Genomic DNA, 19,701 nt, shown 5'->3' on the forward strand with positions numbered 1-19,701 from the left:
AAACCAGTCGGCCGACTAAATCCCCGGGATGAAGGGGTCCTTTTTGCACGCCGATCACCCCACGAAGGGGGTGCCTATTGCACGCTGATCCTCAATCTCGGCCAGAGCGGCAAGGTTTGGAACCGCATTTTTCCATGTCCGGGTCGGCTGGTCGAATAGCTGGGATACTGTAACCTCAAACGGCGCGCCAGGGCCGCAAAGCAGCCTGTCCACTTCAGCCGGATCGATCGCAGGCCAACTCTCCCCGATCCGCGAGGCGGCGAGATTCTCTACCGGCAAATCCGTCTCCGCAGCATGAAAAAGTCCCGACGCGCCCTAAGGATCGATCATTCCAATCATGCGCTCCGCTTGTCCGAGAGGCGAGTTGGCAGCCCGCTCCCATCCGTTTATCCGGTATGAGAAATTGGGTTGCAGACCGTAATGTCGGGCGGAGCGGTTTCGTCGCCACCTTTATCAGCGATGCAAACAGCTCGGCCGCAGCGAAGAATGGGTTTGAGGGAAAGCGCCGCAAAATCCGACCCGCCTTGGTCGTTCCGCAGCAGGCTTGAACCAGCCCGCCGGGCCAGCTAGGATTCCCATGCGACGCCGCGTTTGGCGAGGAGCAATGGGTCATTGGGGGCGGAATCACCCTGGCATGGCTTCGAATGGGCCTTGGCGAAGAATCGAATTGAAAAACGACATATTTTCGGCGGTTAGTCGCTTCCATTCGTTTTCATCCGCTCCGCCATTTCCCAGCGTAGAGGCACGGCGCGTGGTCGAGGGGGAGCAGATTTGAGCGACGCCGCGACACGCGCATTTCGCTGGGCCGGTTTCGGCGGGTTGCTGCTGGGCACTTTGCCGACGGGCGCGGCGGCGGAGGAACAGCCGATCATCGTCACCGGCACCGGGCTTCCCGACACTCCCGCGACACCGGCCTATGACAGTCAGATCATCGACCGCGAGCGACTGACCGCCACGGCGTCGGGACGGATCGAGGATGCGCTCGCCTCGGTCGCGGGGTTCCAGCAGTTCCGCCGCACCGACAGCCGCGCGTCGAACCCGTCGGCGCAGGGAATCACGCTGCGCGCGCTGGGCGGCAATGCGACGAGCCGCGCGCTGATGCTGCTCGACGGCGTGCCGGTCGCCGATCCCTTCTTCGGCTATATCCCGCTCTCGGCGCTCGCCCCCGAACGGCTTGCCGGCATCCGGGTCACGCGCGGCGGCGGGTCGGGGCCGTTCGGCGCCGGGGCGCTCGCCGGGACGATCGAACTGATCAGCGCCGACGCGGCGACGCTCGGCCCCGTGAGCGGCCAGTTGCTGATCGACGACCGCGGCGAGACCGAAGCGGGCGCGACGCTCGCCGCCCCGCTCGGCGGCGGCTTCGCGGTGGTGTCGGGGCGCTGGGACCGCGGCCGGGGCTTTTACACGACGCCCGCCGACCAGCGCGGCCCGGCGACCGCGCGCGCCGCCTATGAAAGCTGGTCGGCGCAGGTCCGCCTCGTCGCCCCGCTGACCGACACGGTCGAGTTGCAGGCGCGGGGTCTGGCGTTCGACGACCGCCGGACGCTGCGCTTCGCGGGCGCCGATTCGACGAGCGAGGGGCAGGAGGCGAGCCTGCGGCTGGTCGGGCGCGGCGACTGGGCCTTCGACCTGCTCGGTTATGTGCAGGCGCGCAATTTCACCAATATCGTCCTCAGTTCGAGCAGCTTCCGCCCGGTGCTCGACCAGCGCAATACGCCCTCGACCGGGATCGGCGGCAAGTTCGAGCTGCGTCCGCCGGTCGGCGGCGCGCATGTGCTGCGGCTCGGCGCCGATTATCGGCGGTCGGACGGCGAATTGTTCGAAACCGCGCTCAATGGCATGACCGGCGCCGTCACCGAGCGGCGCAACGCCGGGGGCACCAACAGCGACCTGGGGCTGTTCGTCGAGGACGATTGGACGCTGGGGGCGCTGACGCTGACCGCGGGCGCGCGCGCCGACCGCTACAGCATCGCCGACGGCTTCTACAGCGCGCGCGACGGGGCGAACCTGCCGCTGGTGGACGAGAATTTCGCGAACCGATCCGGCTGGGAAGGTTCGCTGCGCGGCGGCGCGGTGTGGCGCGTGACGCCGGCGCTGCGCCTGCGCGCCGCGGCCTATAGCGGGCTGCGGCTGCCGACGCTGAACGAGCTTTACCGCCCCTTCGTCGTTTTTCCGGTGACCACAGAGGCCAATGCCGCGCTGCGCAACGAGCGGCTGAAGGGTTATGAAACGGGGGTCGACCTGACCCCGGCGCGCGGCGTCGACCTGGCGCTGACCCTGTTCGACAACCGGGTCGAGGATGCGGTCGCCAATGTCACCCTGACCCCGACGCTGCGCCAGCGGCAGAATATCGACGCGATCGAGGCGCGCGGCGTGGAGCTGTCGGCCGGCATCCGGCGTGGGATCGTCCGCTTCGAGGGGTCGGCCGCCTATACCGACGCGGTCGCGCGCGGCAGCGGCGCCGCGGCGGCGCTCGACGGCATGCGCCCGGCGCAGACGCCGCGTTGGGCGGCGAGCGCGACGCTGAGCCTGGCGCCGGCGGCGGGCTGGACGCTGGCGGGAACGCTGCGCCACGTCGGCCGGCAATATGAGGACGATCTGGAAAGCGACGCGCTGCCCGCCGCGACGGTGCTGGACCTCTATGCGGCAATGCCGCTCGCAGGCAGGTTCGGGCTTGTCCTGCGCGGCGAGAATGTGGCGGGGACGCGGATCGTCACGCGCAACCAGGACGGGTCGATCGACCTGGGGACGCCGCGGACTTTGTGGGTCGGGTTGCGGGTCGGATATTAGGCCAAGGAAAGTGGCTTCGATCCCCGCCGTCATTGCGAGGAGCGGAGCGACGAAGCAATCTCCAGCCATCGTCACGGATAAACGAAGGCAGGAGATTGCATCGCTGCGCTCGCCATGACGATTCAAGCTCACGTCCTTTTGCCTCCCTCCCTGCTATCAAATTTCCGCTTGCCGCCCGCGCGGTGGCCGATATAGTTAGCGCTAACATGAAAACCCGGAACCACGGGTAGAACGGCCGCTGGGGCCGGGGGAGGACGGATGGAAGCGACACGTACGAGCGTCAATATGGCGCTGATTTCCGCAATCGTGGCGGTGGCGACGATCGGCGGGCTGCTCTTTGGGTACGATAGCGGTGCGGTCAACGGGACGCAGGAGGGGCTGAAGACCGCCTTCGCGCTCGACGATGCCGCGCTCGGCTTCACGGTCGGTTCGCTCCTGATCGGCTGCGCAGCGGGTGCGTTCTTCGCCGGGCGGCTCGCCGACCTGATGGGGCGGCGCAACGTGATGCTGATCGCGGCGGCGCTGTTCGTCGTCGGCGCGCTGATCCAGGGGCTGACCTCGGTCCATGCCCTCTTCGTCGCGGCGCGCTTCGCGGGCGGCATGGCGGTCGGCGCGGCGAGCGTGCTGTCGCCGCTCTATATCTCCGAAGTCGCACCCGCGAACATCCGCGGGCGGCTGACCACGGTACAGCAGGTGATGATCATCACCGGGCTGACCGCGGCCTTCGTCGTCAATTATCTGCTCGCCCAATCGGCGGGAAGCTCGCTGGGCGATGTGGGCGGGCGCGCGGCCTGGCGCTGGATGTATCTGGCGCAGGCGGTGCCGGCGCTCGTCTTTCTGATCGCGCTGGTCTTCATCCCCGAAAGCCCGCGCCACCTGGTCGGCAGCGGCCGCGAGGAGCAGGCGCGCGCGGTGCTGACCCGCCTGTTCGGGCCCGACGAGGCCGAGCGCAAGATCGGCGAGATCCGCGCGAGCTTTTCGGGCGACCACCGCCCGCGCCTGTCCGACGTGACCGCGCCGGGCACGCTTTTCCGCCCGATCGTCTGGGCCGGGTTGCTGCTCGCGACCTTTCAGCAGTTCGTCGGGATCAATGTGATCTTCTATTATGGCGAGACGCTGTGGAAGCTTGCCGGGGTGTCGGAGGCGGTGGCGCTCGAACGCAACATCCTGTCGGGCGTCGTATCGATCGCCGCCTGTTTCGTGACGATCCTGGTGATCGACAAGATCGGGCGCAAGCCGCTGCTGCTGATCGGGTCGGTCGGCATGGCGGTGACGCTCGGCGCGATGAGCTGGGCCTTTTCGGGCGCGGCGGAGGATGCCGCCGGCAATCTCGCCCTCGCGCCCGGCGCGGGCTGGGTCGCGCTCGTCGCCGCGAACCTTTATGTCATCTTCTTCAACGTGAGTTGGGGTCCGGTGATGTGGGTGATGCTGGGCGAGATGTTCCCCAACCAGATCCGCGGCTCGGCGCTCGCGGTCGCGGGGCTCGCGCAATGGGGCGCCAATTTCCTGGTCGTGCAGACCTTCCCGCTGATGGCGAGCGGGCTCGGCCTGTCGGGCACCTATCTGCTCTATACGCTGAGCGCCGCAATCAGCTTCTTCCTGGTCAGAAGCTTCATCAAGGAGACGAAGGGCAAGGAACTGGAAGAGATGGAAGGCTGGACCGCGCCGACGACGCGCGCCGGCTGAGCGGCGCGCGATGAGCGGCAGGGGGACAATCCGCATCGTCGTGCTGGGGGGCGGCACGGCGGGATGGATGAGCGCGAGCGCGCTTGCGAAGCTGCTCGGGCCGCTGGTTTCGGTCACGCTGATCGAAAGCGAGGATATCGGCATCGTCGGGGTCGGCGAGGCGACCCTGCCGCACATCCGCGGCTTCGTCGAGCGGCTCGGTATCGACGAGGCCGCCTTCATGCGCGCCACGCACGCGACCTATAAGCTGGGCATCGATTTCCACGATTTCGGGCGCATCGGCGAACGCTATGTCCATCCGTTCGGTACCTTCGGCGAAAAGGTCGCGGGCGTCCCCTTCCATCATTATTGGCTCGAGCTTGCGGCACGCGGCATGGCGGGGCCGATCGGCGACTATTCGCTCGCAGTCGCGGCGGCGAAGGCGAACCGCTTCGCCCCGCCCGCCGAAGACGACAGCCTGCGCTCGACCTATGGCTATGCCTATCAGTTCGATGCGACGCTGTTCGCGCCCTGGCTGCGCGATTTCGCCCTCCCCCTCGGCGTGACGCGCGTCGAGGGGCTGGTGACGGAGGTGCTGCGGGACGGCGAAAGCGGCGACGTGACGGCGCTGAAGCTGGCCGATGGACGCGAGGTCGCGGGCGACATCTTCGTCGACTGTTCGGGCTTTCGCTCGCTGATGCTGGGGCAGGCGTTGGGCGAGGATTGGGAGGACTGGTCGCACTGGCTGCCGTGCGACCGCGCCGCGGCGATGCCGACCGCGCATGTCGAGGCGGAAATCCAACCCTATACCAGCGTGATCGCGATGCCCGGCGGCTGGCGCTGGCGCATCCCGCTGCAGCACCGGATCGGCAACGGCTATGTCTTTGCCAGCAGTTTCCTGTCGGAGGACGAAGCGTGCGAGGCGATCCGCGCCGCCGCGGTCGGCGAACGGATCGCCGAGCCCCGCCTGCTGCGCTTCCGCCCCGGCCGGCGGACGCGATCGTGGAGCCGCAACGTCGTCGGGGTCGGGCTCGCGAGCGGCTTCCTGGAACCGCTCGAATCGACCTCGCTCTATCTGACGCAGATGGCGATCACCTATCTGATCGAGCTGTTCCCGCAGGACGGGCGCATCGACGCGCGCGACCGTGACGAATTCAACCGGCTCGTCGATATGGAATATGACCGCATCCGCGACTTCCTGATCCTTCATTATCACGCGACGGTGCGCGACGATGCGCCCTTCTGGAACCATGTCCGCACGATGACGGTGCCCGATACGCTGGCGGCCAAGATGGAATTGTGGCGCGAAACGGGGCGGATCGAGCGCTATTCGGAAGGACTGTTCTACGACGCAAGCTGGATCGCGGTCTATATGGGCCAGGGCTTCCTGCCCGAGCGGCACGACCCGCGCGCCGCAATCCCCGACCCGGCGCGGGTGCAGGCGGCGATGCGGTCGCTGCGGGGCGCCATCGCCGACGAGGTCGCGGCGATGCCGGGGCACCGCGCCTATCTGACCGGACGCGCCGAACGCCTGGCGGCGGCACCGTGAGCGTCGCGCGCGAACCGCTGCGCCGCGTGATCGTCGCGGGCGCCGGACAGGTCGGCGTGCTCGCGGCGATCGCCGTCAAGCGCGCCTCGCCCGCGACCGAGGTGCTGGTGGTCGCCACGCCGCTCGACCCCGCCGCCTTCGCCGAGCATATCGGCACCGCCCTGCCCTTCACCAACCGGCTGCACGACCGGCTGGGGATCGACGAGGAGGCCTTGGTACGCCGCGCGGGGGCGAGCCACCGGCTGGCGGTGCGCTATGCGGATTGGGCGGGCATAGGGAACGCCGCGCTCGCCGCCTATGGCGCGGCAAGCGATCCGAAGCTGAACAGCGCCTTCGCGCGCGAATGGGGCGGCGGACCGCGCGGCGCGGGCAGCGGCGGGCCGGCAGGATCGGTCGGCGCGGCGCTCGCCACGGCGGGGCGCTTCATGCCGCCGAAGGGCGATGCGCCCTCACCGCTCGCCGAGGTCGATTATGCGCTGCGCTGGAACGCACCGGCCTATCGCGATCTGCTGATCGGCATCGCGGCCGGGCTGGGCGTGCGCCATCATCCGGGACCGATCGCGGCGGTGCAGGCCGACGACAAGGGCGGGATCGCGGCGGTCGAGCTGGTGGGCGCGGGCGCCCTCGCTGCCGACCTGTTCCTCGACGCGTCGGGAACCGCGGCGCTGCTGGCGACGGGGCAGCCCGGCCGGCGCTGGGTCGACTGGCGCGGCGCACTGCCCGCGCGCGGTCTTGCCGTCGGGGCGGCGACGGCGCCGCGGCTCGATCTGACCGACACGATCGCGCTGACCGACGCCGGCTGGTGCTGGGAACAGGTCGGACGCGACGGGGTGACGCGCTTTTTGGCCGTGCCGGACGGCGTGTCAGAGGCCGCCGTCGTGGCAGCACTGGGCGGCGCGCCGGCCGATCGCTTCGCGATCGAGGCGGGGCGACAGGCCGAGGGCTGGATCGGCAACGTCGTCGCGATCGGCGATGCGGCCGCGCGGTTCGAGCCGCTGGGCGGCATCGCGCTCGACCTCGCGCATCGACAGATCGACCTGCTGCTCGACCTGCTTCCCGGCCGCGGCATCGACCCGCGCGAGCGTGCCGAATATAATCGCCGCTTCGCGCTGATGGCCGATGCGGCGCGCGACTGGATCGCGTCGCATTATGCAGCGCCGGAAGCGAGGCGCCGGTTCGCGCCGATAGAGGCATCGGAGGCGCTTGCCCGCCTGCTCGACCAGTTCCAACGGCATCAGCGCGTACCGATCGTCGAGGAAGCGCCGGTCGCGACGGGCGAATGGGCCGGGTTGCTCCACGCGCTCGGCGTTCAGGGGGCACGCAGCGCGCTGTCGATGGCCGAGGGCGATGGGCCGGGCCGGCGAGCGGCGGCGCTGCTGGAGCGCAAGGTGGCGACGGCGCTCGACGCCGCGCCGCCCTATGACGCCTGGATCGGGCATATGTTGCGCGAGGGGTGATCGCTGCGCAGGGGAAATGCGAGCTATTTGCCTCCGCCCTCGAAAATCCGCCGCAGCATCGCCCGCATCGCGGCAAGGCGTTGGGGCGAGGCCGGTCCCAATATGCCTTGCGCACGGCGCGGCAGATGGGCCGCGGGGTCGCCGTTCGCCTCGAACACATAATGGTCGAGCATGGCGCGCCAGATGGCGCGATCCGCCGGCGGCAGGTGACGGAAAGCGAGCAGATTGTGGAGCAGCGCGTCATAGGGGACGCCAAGCGCCGGGTCGTGGTCGGTCCACCAATAGTTGACGAGGATGCTGACCGGTTCGAGCGATTCGACGCCGTGCCACCACATATAGGGCAGATAAAGCGCATCGCCGGGTTCGAGCGTCGCTTCGCTCGCGTGGCTCCACGCCTCGGCGAAGCGCGGGTAGCGGTCGAGGTCGGGCGCGAACGGGTCGACCATGCTGACCGGAGTGCCGGCCGGCGTCAGCTCGAACGGGCCGGGATAGAGGTTGGCGAGCTGATCGGGCGGGAACAGGGTGAAGCGGCGGCGGCCGGCGACGCAACAGGCGACATTCTCCATCAGGTCGTAATGCGGCGCGACGCGGATGCGGTTGCCGATCCAGATGCGCGGCGCGACGCCGGGGAGCAGAGCCAGGCGGTTCGCCGCGGCGAAGGCGGGAAGCAGCTCGGCAATCGCCTCCGACTGCACCGCCATCGCGGGCGGCGCCTCGGCATCGCCGATGCGCAGCAGTTCGCGCAGGAAATCCTCGAGCCGGCCGTTCAGGCGGCGGAAGTTGAAGCCCGTGACCTCGTCATTGTAGAAGAAGCGGCCCCGAGCCTCCGCCGGCGCCATCAGGCCCGAAACCGGACGGGTCGGCGCGCAGCCGATCAGATAGTCGACGATGGCGGCGTCGCCGCGCTTCGCCGCCGCGACCGCGGGCCAGCCGGCGACGAGGCCGCGCAGCACCGCCGGGCGGCGCCCGGCGCGCAGCGCGGCGAAGGATGCGGGGTCGGCGGCGTCGACCTCCGGCACCACCGGCAGCGGACCAAATGTGCTCACATGACCGCCTCTGCGGCCATCGCGCTGCCATGCTCGCGCAGGAACTGCTCCTGCGTCGGCATCGCCTCGACCGTTTCGGCGACGATCCGGCGGATATGCGCGAGGCGGCGCAGCGTTTCCTCGTCGGGAAGCAGGTCGGCGGCGGGGTGATAGCCGCCGGGTTCGATCCCCTGCCCGACCAGCGCGGCGAGCCAGCTCGTTTCGGTGAACAGCTCGTTATGCTCGCGGAAGACGCGGCCCGACGAGCGGAAGATGGCGAGCTTTTCCTTCAGCCCCTCGGGCGGGTCGAGCGCGCGGCAGGCGTCCCAGAAGGGCGTGTCGGCGCGTTCGGTCGCCTTGTAGTGGAGGACGAGGAAATCGCGGATGTCGACATATTCGCGCAGCGTCTCGCGATTATAGCGGTCGCGCTCGGAGTCGCCGAAGGCGCGGGTCGGGAACAGCGTCATCAGCCGCGCGATGCCCGACTGGACGAGATGGATCGCGGTCGATTCGAGTGGCTCGAGAAAACCACCGGCAAGCCCCAGCGCGACGACATTCTTCTCCCACGCGCGGTCACGGTGTCCGCCGGAGAAGCGCAGCATGTTCGGTTCGGCGAGCGGTTCGCCGTCGAGATTGGCGAGCAGCAGCGCCACCGCCTCGTCGTCGCTCATGTGGCGCGACGAATAGACATGGCCGTTGCCCAGGCGATGCTGGAGCGGGATGCGCCATTGCCAGCCCGCCGGGCGCGCGGTCGAGCGGGTGAGCGGCTGGCGATCGCCCCCCAGCGTGCAGGGAATTGCGACCGCACGGTCGCAGGGCAGCCAGGCGGTCCAGTCGGTATAACCGATGCCGAGCGTCTGCCCGAGGAGCAGCGAGCGGAAGCCCGAGCAGTCGACGAAGAAATCGCCCTCCACCCGCGCGCCGTTTTCGAGCGTGACGCCGGTGACGAAGCCGGTTTCGCCGTGCTGCTCGACCGTGACGATACGGCCTTCGGTGCGGGTCACCCCCTGCCTCTCGGCGCGGCCGCGCAGGTAGCGCGCGTAGCGGCCAGCGTCGAACTGAAAGGCATAGCCGAGCTTCGACAGCGGCGATTTCGGCTGGTCGGGGCGCGGTCGCAGGAAGCGGTTCGCCCTGGCGGCGACCGCGGCGATCGCATAATCGTCGAGCCGGCTGGCGTCGCCGAGTGCCTGCCCCTTGAGCCAATGGTGGTGAAACTCGATCCCGAGCATGTCGAGGCCGTGGAAGCCGAAGGGATGGATATAGCGATGGCCGGGACGGACCCAGTCGACGAATTCGATCCCGAGCTTGTAGGTCGCGTGGGTTTCGCGGACGAACTCGTCCTCGTCGATGCCGAGCAGCGCGTTGAACAGGCAGATCTGCGGAATCGTCGCCTCGCCGACCCCGACGGTGCCGATCGCCTCGCTCTCGATCAACTCGATTTCCAGGCCGGGAAAGGCGCCCATGATGCGCGAGATCGCGGCGGCCGCCATCCAGCCCGCCGTGCCCCCGCCGACGATGACGATGCGGCGGACGGGATCGCCGATCACGCCGCCACTTCCGCGGCGGCGTCGGCGGTCCAGGCGCCGGCGAGACGCAGGAACTCGTCCTGTGGGGGCAGGCGCTCGGCGGCGCGGCGATAGGCGGCGCGCATCTCCGCCATCGCGGCGGCGACCTTCGCCTCGTCGAGCGTGTCGGCGACGGGATCGTAGCGGTCGGGCCAGATATTCTGCCCCAGCATCACGGCGATCCAGCTTGTCGCGCCGAACAGTTCGGCATTCTCGCGGAAGATGCGGCCGTGGAGGCGCCACAGCTCGATCCGGCGCGCGAGGCTGTCGGGGATGTCCATCGCCGCGACATGGCGCCAGAAGGGCGTGTCGTCGCGCTGGGTTGCCTTGTAGTGAAGGATGATGAAGTCGCGGACATCCTCATAAAGGTCGCGCATGCCGCGATTATATTCGTCGCGCTCGAGCGGGCTGATCGGCTTATCGGGGAAGAGCGCGAGCAGGCGCTGGATGCCGTTCTGGATGAAGTGGATGCTCGTCGATTCGAGCGGTTCCAGAAAGCCCGACGACAGGCCGAGGGCGACGACATTGTGCGACCAGCTCAGCTTGCGGCGGCCGGTGCGGAACGGGATGACGCGTCCGTCGGCGAGCGGCTCGCTTTCGAGGTTGGCGAGCAGGATGCGCCGCGCCTCCTCCTCGTCCATGAAGGCGCTTGCGAAGACGTGGCCGTTGCCGGTGCGATGCTGGAGCGGGATGCGCCATTGCCAGCCGGCATCGCGCGCGGTCGAGCGGGTAAAGGGCGCGGGCGCGCCGATCGTGGCGGTCGGCACGGCGATCGCGCGATCGACCGGCAGCCAGTGCGACCAGTCCTCGAACCCCGCCCCGAGTTCCTGCTCGATCAGCAGGCCGCGGAAGCCCGAGCAGTCGAGAAACAGGTCGCCGGCGATCCGCTCACCGCTTTCGAGCCGGACCGCGGCGACGTCGCCGCTCGCCCCGTCGCGCTCGACGCCGGTGATCCGCCCTTCCCGGCGGATCGTCCCCTGCCGCTCGGCGAGGGTGCGGAGGAAGCGGGCGTAGAGGCTGGCGTCGAAATGAAAGGCATAGAAGAGCTCCGACAGCGGCGGCTTTGCCCCGCGCCCCGGACGGCCGAAGCGGCCAAGCGCCGCCGCGACCGCGCTCATCGAATAGCCGGCGATATCGCCGGGATCGCCGTGCGTGCGCTCGCGCAGCCAGAGCTGGTGAAAGGGAATGCCGTGGAGGTCGTGGCCATAGCTGCCGAAGGGATGGAGATAGCGGCCGCCGACCCGCCCCCAGTTCACGAATTCCACCCCCAGCTTGAAGGTGCCGCGCGTCGCGCGGAGAAACTCGTTTTCGTCGATGTCGAGCATGCGGTTGAAATTGAGGATCGGCGGGATCGTCGCCTCCCCCACCCCGACGGTGCCGATCGCATCCGATTCGATCAGGGTGATTCGCCGTCGGCCGTTGGCGAGGAAGCGCGAGCAGGCCGCCGCCGCCAACCACCCTGCGGTGCCGCCGCCGACAATGACCACATCGTTGATTTCGGTAACGCTATCCTTCATCGCCGTTTCCGCCCCTCCCCAAAGCCCCGACCAGCTATTTTCCGGCCGTAAGCGCACTTTCCTTATGACCGCACCAAGCCCACTTGCCAATGGCGGATCGGCCATATATGACTGATCGCAGCGAGAGCGCAAAGATTCTCGTTACATTGTGATAGCGCTACCATGGGAGGGGAGTGTGAGGAAATTTTCTGCCGAGACCGGGCTTGTCCACTCGCGGCGTCGCGCCGCGATGCGCGCCGGGGCATCCTGCATCGCGGTCGGCGCGCTGCTCGCCGCGGCTGCGCCGGCCTTCGCCCAGGACGCCCCCGCCGACGAGAGCGCGACGCCGACCGACGATATCGTCGTCACCGGCATCCGCGCCAGCCTCGCCAATGCGCAGGAGATCAAGCGCAACGCCGACACCGTCGTCGACGCGATCACCGCGCAGGACATCGGCGCCCTGCCCGACCGGTCGGTGACCGAGGCGCTGCAACGCGTTCCCGGCATCGCGATCAACCGCTTCGCCGGCACCAACGACCCTGATCATTTCTCGGTCGAGGGATCTGGCGTCGTCATCCGCGGCCTCAACTTCGTCCGCTCCGAATTCAACGGCCGCGACGCCTTTTCGGCGGGCGTCGGCGGGCAGGCGCTGAACTTCGCCGACGTCCCCTCCGAACTGCTGGGATCGGTCGAGGTCTACAAGAATGCGACCGCCGACCTGATCGAGGGCGGCCTGGCCGGTACGGTCAACCTCAACACCCGCAAGCCCTTCGACAATCGCGGCTTCCATGTCGCCTTCGCAGCCGAAGGCAATTACGGCGACTTCCGCAAGAAATGGACGCCGACCGCGTCGCTGCTGATCAGCAACACCTGGGACACGGGCATCGGCACCATTGGCCTGCTCGGCAGCGTCTCCTATTCGCGGATCAAGAGCCGCGCCGACGGCATCCAGGTCACCAATTTCCAGACCCGCGACAATGCGCAGGTCCGCTATCAGAGTGGCAACGGCGTGCTCGTCTGCCGCAACCCGCTGCCCGGCGACGGCGACACGACGACGGCGCCCCCTGCCGGCGCGCCCTGCGGCACCGCCGAGGCGGCGGGCGCCGACGGTCTCGCCGATCCGCTGGGCGTTGCCTATGCACCGCTCGGCGGCCAGTACCGCACCCAGGATTTCGACCGCAAGCGCAACGGCATCGCGCTCGCCGCGCAGTGGGAATCGCTGGACGGCGACACCAGGCTGACCGCGCAGTTCCTGCGCTCGCACTCGACCAACGCCTGGGGCGAGCACACGTTCGAGACCGCGCCGGACCTGTCCGAATACAACACCTATCCGGTCGGGTGCCGGCAGAACGGCAACGGCCCGCTCTACAACGGCAACGGCACGACGCGCGCCGAGTGCCCGGTCGGCAGCTTCACCAATTACCAATATGACGAGAACGGGCTTTTCGAGAGCGGCTATATCACCCTGCCCGGCACCGGCTGGCGCACTGCGGGAAGCGGCGCCGCCGACAGCTTCGTGCCGACCGGCGGCATGCAGCAGAGCCTGTCGCGGCGCCAAGTCTATGAACGCAACACGATCGCCGATTACGGCCTGAATCTACAGCACAAGTTCAGCGACCGCGTCGAGATGAACCTCGATGCCAACTGGACCGATTCGAGCCATGATGTCGACGACATGAGCGTCTTTGGGTCGACCTTTGCCGACCAGGAGCTCGACATTACAGGCAAGCTGCCGGTGCTGATCTCGCACAAGCCGACGACGCTCGCCGCCGACTGGGCGGCGCCGAACCCCGATCTCGTCGGCGCGACCGACGAGCAATATTTCGCCGACCAGCGCGTCCAGTTCTGGCGCGCCGCGATGGACCATTTCGAGGAGAGCGACGGGCAGGAATTCGCCTTCCGTGGCGACCTGACCTATCATTTCGACGACGACAGCTTCATCCGCAAGATCAAGACCGGCGCGCGCTATGCCGACCGCGACCAGACGATCCGCTACACCACCTATAATTGGGGCGCGCTGAGCGAAGTCTGGTCGGGCAACGCGCCCGTTTCGCTGGATCAGGCGGGGGGCGACCAGACCGAATTTTATACCTTCCCCGACTTCTTCCGCGGCCAGACCCCTGGCCCGATCGGTGGATATTATTATGGCGGCGACCTGATCGACGGCTATGACGATGCCGCCGCCTTCCTGAACGGCATCAGCGACATCTGGCACAACACGAACGGCGCCGGCGGCGCCAACGACTGGGAGCGCGCGCAGGACCGCCCGTTCGCGGTGAACGGATCGCATTATCTGCCGAGCGAGATCCAGCGCGTGAAGCAGCGCGATTTCAACGCCTATGTGATGCTGAATTACGAGACGCCCGAGGACAGCGGCCTGCGCGCCGCGGGCAATATCGGGGTGCGCTTCGTCCAGACCAGTCTGCGCACGCAGGGCGCGACGCTGGTGCCGTCACAGGGCGATCTCGGCATCACCGATCCCTATGACGTGCGCTGCGCGCCCAGCATTCCGGCGGGCGCCCCGCCGGGCACGCCGGCACGCCGTCCGGGCGGCGTGTGCAACGGCGGCGCCGAGAATTACGCGCTGCTGCAGCAGTTCGCGGGGCCGATCGGTACGGTCATCCCCAATGCGGCGAAGAACGACTATCGCTATCTGCTGCCCAGCCTGAACATCCGTTTTGGGGTGACCGACGACCTGCTCTTCCGCCTTGCCATATCGCGGGTGATGACGCGGCCCGACACCGCCTATGTCCGGCCCTATCTGACCACCGGCGTCGACGGCAACGGCCAGCTCACCGCCTCGGTCGGCAATCCCTATCTGAAGCCGGCGACGGCGTGGCAGTTCGATGCGACCGCCGAATATTATTTCTCGCGCGTCGGGTCGATCACCGCGAACATCTTCGTCAAGGATGTGAAGAATTTCTTCTACCAGTCGACGGTCGACCTGCCGATCACCAACAACGGCGTCACCTTCCCCTTCGCGACGCGCGGGCCGGCCAATTACGACGGGCATGGAAAGATCAAGGGGTTCGAACTCGCCTATCAGCAGACATTCGATTTCCTGCCGGGACTTTTGAACGGCTTCGGCGTCAGCGGCAATTACAGCTATATCAAGAGCTCGGGCCTGCCGAACACCTTCCTCAACACGGGCAGCCCGGTCAACACGTCGACGACGCCGACCGGAAGCCTGCCGCTGGAGGGATTGTCGAAGCATAATGTCAATGCGACGGCCTTTTACGAAAAGGGTCCGGTGTCGCTTCGCGTCGCCTATAACTGGCGGTCGCGCTTCCTGCTCACCGCGGCGGACGTGATCTTTCCCTATACGTCGATCTTCAACGACGCGACGGGACAGCTCGACGCCTCGATCTTCTTCAACATCACCAAGAATCTGAAGATCGGGGTGCAGGGGGTGAATCTGACCAACGAGGTCACCAGGACGCTGCAGGCCTATACGAGTGATCCGAAACTTCTGGCGCCGCGGTCCTATTTCATGAACGACCGGCGCTTCTCCTTCATTCTCCGCGGCAACTTCTGACCCTATCCGAAGCGCCGCTTCCCTGTGCCGCCGCTCGCGAGAGCGGCGGCTCTTTTCTTTTGGAGGATGATCAAAGCCTTCTTCCTCGAAGGGAAGAGAACATTACAATAACACCCCCTCATTTCCGTCCGAACAGCTTCTCCACATCGTCCATCGCCAGCTTCACCCAGGTCGGGCGGCCATGGTTGCACTGGCCCGAGTGCGGGGTGACCTCCATCTGGCGGAGCAGCGCGTTCATCTCGGCGACGTTCAGGGTGCGCCCGGCGCGGACCGAGCCGTGACAGGCCATGGTCGCGGCGACCAGTTCGAGCTTTTCGGAAAGGCCGAGCGCGGCGTCGTAACCCGTCAGGTCGTCGGCGATATCGGTGACGAGCTTCCGGCAGTCGATCGCGCCGAGCATCGCCGGGGTCGCGCGCACCATCACCGCGGCGGGGCCGAAGCGTTCGAGCTCGACGCCGAGCGCCGCGAGTTGGTCCGCCGCGGCCTCGAGCCGGTCGCAGGCGGGCTCGTCGAGCTCAACGACCTCGGGCAGCAGCAGGCCCTGCGAGGGCACCGCTTGGCCCGCCATACCGTGCTTGAGCGTTTCGAGCACCAGCCGCTCGTGCGCCGCGTGTTGGTCGACGATGACGAGCCCGTCCTCGGCCTCGGCAACGATATAGGTTTTCGCGATCTGCCCGCGCGCAATGCCGAGCGGGTGCGCCTCGGCCTGCGGCGGCGGTGCCTCCGCCACTTCGGCGCGGCCGGCGAGCGGAGCGGGCGCGAAGGGCGTCATGCGGTCGTAGACACGCGCGGTCGCCTCGTCCGGCACCGGCGCCTGCCCAGCACCGAATAGGTGCGCGGCGGGCGCCAGCGGCGCGGACTGGCCGAAAAGGAAGCCGGTCGCCGGGGCCGGCACGACGGGCTCCTGCTGCCACGCGGCGAGCGCCGCCTCGGCGGGGCGCTGGACGCTGCGGAAGCCATGTTCGTCGAGCGCGCGGCGCAGCCCGCCGACGATCATCCCGCGCACGAGTTGCGGATCGCGGAAACGCACCTCGGTCTTCGCCGGGTGGACGTTGACGTCGACCTCGCCGGTCGGCAGATCGAGGAAGAGCGCGACGACCGGGTGGCGATCGCGCGCGAGCAAATCGGCATAGGCACCGCGCAACGCACCGACCAGCAGCCGGTCCTTCACCGGCCGCCCGTTGACGAACAAATATTGATGATCGGCGATGCCGCGGTTGAAGGTCGGCAGGCTGATGACACCGCCCAGATGCACCTCGCCGCGGTCGAGGTCGACGCCGATGCCGTTCGCCGCCAGTTCACGGCTGGTCAACGCCGCGACGCGCGCCAGCCGGTCCTGCCCGCCCTGAACGTCGAGCACGCGGCGTCCGTCATGCTCGACCGCGAAGCCGATGTCGGGGCGCGCCATGGCGAGCCGCCGCACGACGTCGAGGCAGGCGGCATATTCGCTCTTCGCGCTGCGCAGAAACTTGCGCCGCGCCGGCACGCGCGCGAACAGGTCCTCGACCAGCACGCGCGTCCCCCGTGCCAGCGCCGCTGGCCCTTCAGCAATCAGCGCGCCATTGTCGACAACGCGCCGCCAGCCATCGCCGCCCACCGTCCGACTGTCGAGCGTCAGCCGTGCAACGCTGGCGATCGACGGCAGCGCCTCGCCGCGAAAGCCCAGGGTCGTCACCGATTCGATCGCGTCGTCGGGCAGTTTCGACGTCGCATGGCGTTCGAGCGCCAGCGCCATCTCGTCCCGCGTCATGCCGCAGCCGTCGTCCTCGACCTCAAGCCGCAGGGTTCCGCCTTCGGCGATTCGTACCGCGATGCGAGTCGCACCCGCATCGATCGCGTTTTCAACCAGTTCCTTGAGCGCTGCGGCGGGTCTTTCGACCACTTCACCGGCTGCGATCCGATTTACGAGCTTTTCCGGCAGGCGGCGTATTGACATAAACGCTCTCCTAGCGCAGTCGGACGCAAATCGCGACCCACCCGCACAGCCTGATCGCCCTGTCCAGCCAGCCGCCCGCGGACGAGCCGGAATCTCCCCCAGATTTGGTCCTGTCGCCGGAGAGGCAAGCGGCAACGACAACGACAGGGGCGTCCTCCATCCGGGGGGCGGCTTCGATGACAGGAAGCAGTATCGATGTCCTTCTTTTCCCGCTGGTTCAAATTCAATTCCCAGGACATGGCAATCGATCTCGGGACCGCGAACACGGTGGTCTATGTCCGCGGCAAGGGCATCGTGCTCAACGAACCCTCGGTGGTCGCGGTCGAAACGCTGAACGGCATCAAGCGGGTCAAGGCCGTCGGTGACGACGCCAAGCTGATGATGGGCAAGACCCCCGACACGATCGAAGCGATCCGCCCGCTACGCGACGGCGTCATCGCCGACATCGACGTCGCAGAACAGATGATCAAGCATTTCATCACCAAGGTCCACGGCGGCAAGCCCAACGCATTCCGCAGCCCGGAGATCGTGATCTGCGTGCCGTCGGGGTCAACCAGCGTCGAACGCCGCGCGATCCGCGACGCCGCCTCGAACGCCGGGGCGAGCGAAGTGTGGCTGATCGAGGAACCGATGGCCGCGGCGATCGGCGCCGACATGCCGGTAACGGAGCCGATCGGATCGATGGTCGTCGACATCGGCGGCGGTACGACCGAAGTCGCGGTGCTCTCGCTCCGCGGCCTCGCCTATACCACCTCGGTGCGCGCCGGCGGCGACAAGATGGACGAGGCGATCGTCTCCTATGTCCGCCGACACCATAATCTGCTGATCGGCGAAGCGACCGCCGAGCGGATCAAGAAGGATTTCGGCATCGCGCGCGTCCCCGCCGACGGCACCGGCCTGACCATCCACATCAAGGGCCGCGACCTCGTCAACGGCGTGCCCAAGGAAATCTCGATCAACCAAGCGCAGATCGCCGAGGCTCTGTCCGAGCCGATCGGGACGATCGTCGAGGGCGTCCGCATCGCGCTGGAGAATACCGCGCCCGAGCTGGCAGCGGATATCGTCGACCAGGGCATCGTGCTCACCGGCGGCGGCGCGTTGATCCGCGAGCTCGACGAACTGCTGCGCGACGCCACCGGCCTGCCGGTCACCGTCGCGGAAGACCCGCTGACCTGCGTCGCTATCGGCACCGGCCGCGCGATGGAGGACCCCGCCTTCCGCGGCGTGCTCCAGCAGGCCTGATCGAGCGGTAGCGCCTCGTCATGGTCCGCCCGGCACATCGTCGTCCGGGACAATCCCGAAAGGCGCAGTACAGCCTGTTCGTCGCATACGTCATCGCGGTGACGGGGGCGATCGCCGGGCTGTTGCTTGCGCTACTCTCGGTCGTCGATCCCGTCGGCTTCGCCCAGCTCCGCGTCGTCAGCCAGGAGGTTGCGGCCCCGGTCGCGCGCGTCACCCGTTCGATCACCGGCTCGATCTCTGGCGTCGACGACAACATTTCAGCCTATGTGAAGGCAGGGACGCAGAACCGGCGGCTACGCAACGAACTCGCCGACGCGCGCCGTAAACTCGTCGCGACTAGCGCGCTGCAGGAAGAGAACCGCCAGCTCAAGAGCCTGCTCAAGTTGCAGCAGACCGACAAGGCGGCGCTCGCGCACGGCTATCTCCTGACCTCGACCTCGACCAGCAGCCGGCGCATCGCGCTGCTCAGCATCGGGCGCAACCTCGGCGTCGCATCGGGCCAGCCGGTGCGCGGCGCCGACGGGCTGATCGGGCGCGTGCTGTCCGCCGGGCCGTCGGTGTCGCAGGTGCTGCTGCTGACCGACGTCGATAACATCGTGCCGGTCCGCCGCGCCCGCGACGGCCTGCCCGCGCTGTCGTCCGGGCGCGGCAATGGCTTCCTCGACGTGCGCACGCTCAACATCGCGAACAATCCGTTCAAGCCCGGCGACATCCTGGTGACTTCGGGCACCGGCGGCCTCTATCCGCCCAACATCCCGGTCGCGATCGTCGTCAGCCGGCAGGACGACGGCGCGCTGGCCCGGCCGCTCGCCGATCCGGGGCGGGTCGATGCGGTCGCGGTGCTGCGCCCCTATACGCCCGACAATATCGAGGCGCAGGCGACCCTCGCCCCCAATCCCGACGCGGCGCCATGAACCGTGCGGCCCCTCGCCTCGGCGAACCGGCGTCGCTCTGGCGGATGCGGATCGTCCCGATCGCCAGCGTGATGGTCGCATCGGCGCTGCCGCTGATGCTGCCGATCGTCGCGAGCTCGCCGGCGCTGCCCCCGCTCGGTCTGCTCTTTTTCCTGTGCTGGCAGCTTCTGCGCACTGAAATGTGGCCGGTGTGGATCGGCCTGCCGCTGGGCCTGTGGGACGATCTGTTCAGCGGCGCGCCGATCGGCAGCGCGGTCGCGCTGTGGACCGCGGCGAGCATCGCGATCCATTATATCTCGCAGCGCATCTATTGGCGCGGCTTCTTTCACGACTGGGGGATCGCGGCGCTGCTGGTCGCGGCAGTGCAGGCCGCGGCGGCGCTGATCGCGCACCCGGGCTCGCCGCCCGGACGCCTGCTCGGCCTCGTCGCGCCGCAGATCGTCATTTCGATGCTGCTCGTTCCGCTGTTCTTGCGTCTGACCGGACAGTTTGACAATTTCCGCCTGAAACGCCGATAGTTCCCAACC

General features: G+C 68.1%; 12 protein-coding genes. 8 read left to right on the plus strand and 4 right to left on the minus strand.

Annotated features, from left to right (window positions below; all coding sequences use genetic code 11):
* Positions 1 to 771: 771 nt before the first annotated feature.
* From FHR21_RS18345 to FHR21_RS18360, 4 genes are all read left to right on the plus strand, one after another.
* The gene (locus tag FHR21_RS18345; RefSeq protein WP_184100987.1) at positions 772 to 2,790 is read left to right on the plus strand and encodes a TonB-dependent receptor plug domain-containing protein; all 2,019 of its coding nucleotides are present in this window, start codon (positions 772 to 774) and stop codon (positions 2,788 to 2,790) included.
* Between the two features lie 258 nt (positions 2,791 to 3,048).
* Positions 3,049 to 4,476: a sugar porter family MFS transporter gene (locus FHR21_RS18350; protein ID WP_184100989.1), complete on the plus strand. Its 1,428-nt coding sequence runs from the start codon at positions 3,049 to 3,051 to the stop codon at positions 4,474 to 4,476.
* A 10-nt stretch (positions 4,477 to 4,486) separates the two neighbouring features.
* Entirely contained in the window at positions 4,487 to 6,004 is a 1,518-nt protein-coding gene (locus FHR21_RS18355; RefSeq protein ID WP_184100991.1) for a tryptophan halogenase family protein, read from the plus strand.
* Complete coding sequence (locus FHR21_RS18360; protein WP_184100994.1) at positions 6,001 to 7,461, plus strand: tryptophan 7-halogenase; 1,461 nt, start codon at positions 6,001 to 6,003, stop codon at positions 7,459 to 7,461. Before FHR21_RS18355 ends, FHR21_RS18360 begins: the two co-directional genes overlap by 4 nt.
* A 23-nt stretch (positions 7,462 to 7,484) precedes the next feature.
* On the opposite strand, the gene FHR21_RS18365 is transcribed toward FHR21_RS18360, so the two are convergent.
* From FHR21_RS18365 to FHR21_RS18375, 3 genes are read right to left on the minus strand one after another with little or no spacing between them, the layout of a single operon-like run.
* The gene (locus FHR21_RS18365) at positions 7,485 to 8,507 is read right to left on the minus strand and encodes a cupin-like domain-containing protein (protein ID WP_338113211.1); all 1,023 of its coding nucleotides are present in this window, start codon (positions 8,505 to 8,507) and stop codon (positions 7,485 to 7,487) included.
* The gene (locus FHR21_RS18370; RefSeq protein ID WP_184100996.1) at positions 8,504 to 10,033 is read right to left on the minus strand and encodes a tryptophan 7-halogenase; all 1,530 of its coding nucleotides are present in this window, start codon (positions 10,031 to 10,033) and stop codon (positions 8,504 to 8,506) included. Before FHR21_RS18370 ends, FHR21_RS18365 begins: the two co-directional genes overlap by 4 nt.
* Positions 10,030 to 11,568 carry a tryptophan halogenase family protein gene (locus tag FHR21_RS18375; RefSeq protein WP_184100997.1) on the minus strand — a complete coding sequence of 513 codons (1,539 nt, stop codon included), beginning with the start codon at positions 11,566 to 11,568 and terminating at the stop codon, positions 10,030 to 10,032. Before FHR21_RS18375 ends, FHR21_RS18370 begins: the two co-directional genes overlap by 4 nt.
* Before the next feature lie 175 nt (positions 11,569 to 11,743).
* Between FHR21_RS18375 and FHR21_RS18380 the strand changes: the two genes are divergently transcribed.
* The gene (locus FHR21_RS18380; RefSeq protein WP_338113212.1) at positions 11,744 to 15,082 is read left to right on the plus strand and encodes a TonB-dependent receptor; all 3,339 of its coding nucleotides are present in this window, start codon (positions 11,744 to 11,746) and stop codon (positions 15,080 to 15,082) included.
* Between the two features lie 118 nt (positions 15,083 to 15,200).
* On the opposite strand, the gene mutL is transcribed toward FHR21_RS18380, so the two are convergent.
* On the minus strand, positions 15,201 to 17,018 hold the full coding sequence (gene mutL / locus FHR21_RS18385; RefSeq protein WP_184100999.1) for a DNA mismatch repair endonuclease MutL: 1,818 nt from the start codon (positions 17,016 to 17,018) through the stop codon (positions 15,201 to 15,203).
* 195 nt (positions 17,019 to 17,213) lie between these two features.
* Here mutL and FHR21_RS18390 point away from each other — a divergent pair, with 195 nt between their 5' ends.
* Genes FHR21_RS18390 through FHR21_RS18400 form a run of 3 tightly spaced genes read left to right on the plus strand, consistent with a single transcriptional unit; the run spans position 17,214 to position 19,692 of the window.
* Positions 17,214 to 18,260 carry a rod shape-determining protein gene (locus FHR21_RS18390; protein ID WP_184101001.1) on the plus strand — a complete coding sequence of 349 codons (1,047 nt, stop codon included), beginning with the start codon at positions 17,214 to 17,216 and terminating at the stop codon, positions 18,258 to 18,260.
* A gap of 20 nt (positions 18,261 to 18,280) precedes the next feature.
* A complete protein-coding gene (gene mreC, locus FHR21_RS18395) occupies positions 18,281 to 19,174 on the plus strand; it encodes a rod shape-determining protein MreC (RefSeq protein ID WP_184101003.1) in 894 nt (297 codons plus the stop codon).
* A complete protein-coding gene (locus FHR21_RS18400; protein WP_184101005.1) occupies positions 19,171 to 19,692 on the plus strand; it encodes a rod shape-determining protein MreD in 522 nt (173 codons plus the stop codon). The genes mreC and FHR21_RS18400 overlap by 4 nt, the downstream gene beginning before the upstream one ends.
* Positions 19,693 to 19,701: the final 9 nt, after the last annotated feature.

It is taken from the genome of Sphingopyxis panaciterrulae, assembly GCF_014199295.1.
Taxonomy (GTDB): domain Bacteria; phylum Pseudomonadota; class Alphaproteobacteria; order Sphingomonadales; family Sphingomonadaceae; genus Sphingopyxis; species Sphingopyxis panaciterrulae.

Coding starts and splice junctions, on each gene's coding strand:
- FHR21_RS18350 (WP_184100989.1), top strand. CDS start 3,049: ATGGAAGCGACACGTACGAGCGTCAATATGGCGCTGATTTCCGCAATC.
- FHR21_RS18355 (WP_184100991.1), top strand. CDS start 4,487: ATGAGCGGCAGGGGGACAATCCGCATCGTCGTGCTGGGGGGCGGCACG.
- FHR21_RS18375 (WP_184100997.1), bottom strand. CDS start 11,568: ATGAAGGATAGCGTTACCGAAATCAACGATGTGGTCATTGTCGGCGGC.
- mutL (WP_184100999.1), bottom strand. CDS start 17,018: ATGTCAATACGCCGCCTGCCGGAAAAGCTCGTAAATCGGATCGCAGCC.
- FHR21_RS18390 (WP_184101001.1), top strand. CDS start 17,214: ATGTCCTTCTTTTCCCGCTGGTTCAAATTCAATTCCCAGGACATGGCA.
- mreC (WP_184101003.1), top strand. CDS start 18,281: ATGGTCCGCCCGGCACATCGTCGTCCGGGACAATCCCGAAAGGCGCAG.
- FHR21_RS18400 (WP_184101005.1), top strand. CDS start 19,171: ATGAACCGTGCGGCCCCTCGCCTCGGCGAACCGGCGTCGCTCTGGCGG.